Source organism: Intestinibacter sp. (assembly GCF_022780145.1).
Taxonomy (GTDB): Bacteria; Bacillota; Clostridia; order Peptostreptococcales; family Peptostreptococcaceae; genus Intestinibacter.
This window is the reverse complement of the sequence record NZ_JALEXO010000135.1, coordinates 1-3027: the sequence shown is the minus strand read 5'-3', so window position 1 is coordinate 3027 and position 3027 is coordinate 1. Positions and strand designations below refer to the sequence as shown.

Sequence of the window (3027 nt, the reverse complement as noted above, 5' to 3'; positions counted from 1 at the left end):
TTCAAAAGTATTTGATGAAGCTGAAAATAGAATGCATACTATAAAAGCAGTTATGGTTGCAACTTTAGCTGATGTAGATATAACAGCAAATCACAAATAGAATATGCAAAGTTTAAAATGTTAGTTTCATTATAAAAATTTAAAATAATAATAAAATAAAAAAGCTTATATTAATTTATTATATAATATAGGCTTTTTTTTATAAAAAAATTATATAATTAAAAAAATGTCTAATATATATATATTTTATAAAGTTTATAAAGTTTTAACCTTTACTAAGAAAATATAGAAAAAATCAAATATAATAAAATTTATATGGAAAAAATTGCAATTTCCATAAAAAAACTTTCATAATTAATAACTTTAAAAAAAAATTAAAATTATAGTGCAATTTCCATATAATGGTTATATAATAAGATGTATAAAGAATTTATAGTAAATTTTGATATTAAAAAATATATCAAATACGAAAAAATGAATGAAACTTTTAAAAAATTTCATTCATTTTTAAAAGCTAATACGTTATGTATACTACTTTAATTTTTAAATAACAATTATTTTAGGGGGTAAAAAAAATGTGCGTAAAAGATAAAATCAAGAATAAAGAAATAAAGATAGTTGATACAACTTTAAGAGATGGAGAACAAACAGCAGGTGTTGCTTTTGCAAACCATGAAAAAATAGCTATAGCTCAAGCTTTAAGTGATATAGGTGTAGACCAATTAGAGGTTGGTATACCTACAATGGGTGGAGATGAAAAAGCTACAATCAAAGAAATATGCAAGAGAAACTTAAAAGCAAGCATAATGGCATGGAACAGAGCTGTTGTTTCAGATATAGAACAATCTATAGACTGTGGAGTTGACGCAGTTGCAATTTCTTTATCAGTATCAGATATACACATTCAACATAAATTAAAAAAATCTAGAGAATGGGTTTTAGAAAACATGTATAATGCAGTTTCTTTCGCTCATAAAAATGGACTTTATATATCAGTAAATGGTGAAGATGCTTCTAGAGCAGATACAGATTTCTTAATAGAATTTATAAATGTCGCTAAACAAGCAGGTGCAAATAGATTTAGATTCTGCGATACAGTCGGTGTTATGGAGCCATTCACAACTAGAGAAAAAATCGAAAAAATACATAAAGCAACTAATTTCGATATAGAAATGCATACACACAACGACTTCGGTATGGCTACTGCAAATGCTATAGCAGGTGTTATAGGTGGTGCAAACCATATAGGATGTACTGTAAATGGTCTAGGTGAAAGAGCAGGAAACGCAGCCCTTGAAGAAGTTCTTATGGCACTTAAATTCGTATATGGATACGATACAGATATAGATACTACTAAATTCGTAGAAATATCTAGATACGTATCACAAGCTTCTGGTAGACAATTACCAGCATGGAAGGCAATAGTTGGTACTAATATGTTCAGACATGAATCAGGAATACATGCAGATGGAGCTATAAAGGATCCTAAAAACTACGAAGCATTTGACCCAGCAGAAGTTGGTCTTCAAAGACAAATAGTAATAGGTAAACACTCTGGAAAAGCTGCTATAATAAATAAATTCAAAGAATACTCTATAGAGCTTACTAATGATGAAGCTAACCAAATACTAGAAGAGGTTCGTAAAGTATCTGTAGGACTAAAGAGAGAATTATTCGACAAAGAATTAGTTCAAATATATCAAGATATTAAAAACGATTATAAAATATTCTAATAAGCTTATATATTAGGAGGACGTAATGAAATCAAATGTCAATGAGATAACTGCTGGCGTTATGATAAAATTAAATGACGATATAACGACAAATGATGTCATCACACTAGATGAAAATAATATTGATACTTTAGCTAAAAAGTGCTTTAATAAAATAGATGAAGGCTTTATAGACCGCGTAAATTTCAATGAAGGCGGATTTATAGTTGCAGGAGAAGACTTCTTAAAAGGACCTTCTGATGAAATCGTGGCAAAAGTATTTTCAAATTTAAAAATAAAAGGTATATTAGCAAAATCTTTTGATCAAAAGCATAAAGAAAATTTAATAAACAACGATATTATACCTATGGAATTCGTAAACTCTGATGAATACGACAAAGTTGGACTTTACGATATATTGAAATTAAAAAATTTATATGAAGATTTACCAAAAGGTATTCTAGAAGTTATAAATATAACTAAAGGAACTAATTTTTGGGTAAAATTATAAATTCTTGTTTAATAGGGGGATATGAAATGTATAAAGTAACATTAATACCAGGAGATGGAATAGGACCAGAAGTAGCAGCCGCTATGGTAAAAGTTGTAGAAGCTACTGGTGTAGATATAGAATGGGAAAAGGTAGACGCTGGAGCAGGCGTTATGGACGAGTATGGGACTCCACTTCCAGAACATGTAATAGACGCTATAAAAAGAAATAAAATAGCTATAAAAGGACCTGTAACTACTCCAGTAGGTAAAGGATTCAAAAGTGTAAACGTAACACTTAGACAAACTCTAGATTTATATGTAAATTTAAGACCTGTAAAGAGCTTTAAAGGTATTAAATCTAGATATGAAGATATAGATTTAGTAATAGTTAGAGAAAACACTGAAGGATTATACTCAGGAATAGAACATAAAATAGGCGACTACGGCGCAGAAACTATAAAAATAATAACTAAGCCTGCTTGCGAAAGAATATGCGAATTTGCATTTAACTACGCAAAAGACAATGGAAGAAAGAAAGTAACAGGTGTACATAAAGCAAACATAATGAAATTAAGCGATGGATTATTCTTAAATACATTTAAAGATATAGCAGCTAAATACCCTGATATAGCTAGCGACGATTTAATAGTAGATGCTGCTTGCATGAATCTAGTTATAAATCCAGAAAAATACGATGTAATGGTTATGCCTAACTTATACGGGGATATAGTATCAGATCTATGCTCAGGACTTGTAGGTGGACTTGGAATGATACCTGGAGCTAATATAGGTAAAGACTACGCAGTATTTGAAGCAGTACATG

The 3027-nt window shown here is 29.5% G+C and carries 3 protein-coding genes; all 3 read left to right on the top strand.

Features of this window, described 5'->3' with window-relative positions; translation table 11 throughout:
* The first annotated feature begins 575 nt into the window (after nucleotides 1-575).
* Nucleotides 576-1733 carry a homocitrate synthase gene (gene nifV / locus MR593_RS05330; protein WP_290690536.1) on the top strand — a complete coding sequence of 386 codons (1158 nt, stop codon included), beginning with the start codon at nucleotides 576-578 and terminating at the stop codon, nucleotides 1731-1733.
* Between the two features lie 25 nt (nucleotides 1734-1758).
* A complete protein-coding gene (locus tag MR593_RS05325; protein WP_290690534.1) occupies nucleotides 1759-2223 on the top strand; it encodes a hypothetical protein in 465 nt (154 codons plus the stop codon).
* Between the two features lie 26 nt (nucleotides 2224-2249).
* Nucleotides 2250-3027: isocitrate/isopropylmalate dehydrogenase family protein (locus MR593_RS05320; RefSeq protein ID WP_290690532.1), on the top strand; the 778-nt coding region annotated here is incomplete at its 3' end.

Excerpts from the sequence above, each read along its gene's own strand:
- nifV (WP_290690536.1), top strand. The coding sequence starts at position 576 with ATGTGCGTAAAAGATAAAATCAAGAATAAAGAAATAAAGATAGTTGAT.
- MR593_RS05325 (WP_290690534.1), top strand. The coding sequence starts at position 1,759 with ATGAAATCAAATGTCAATGAGATAACTGCTGGCGTTATGATAAAATTA.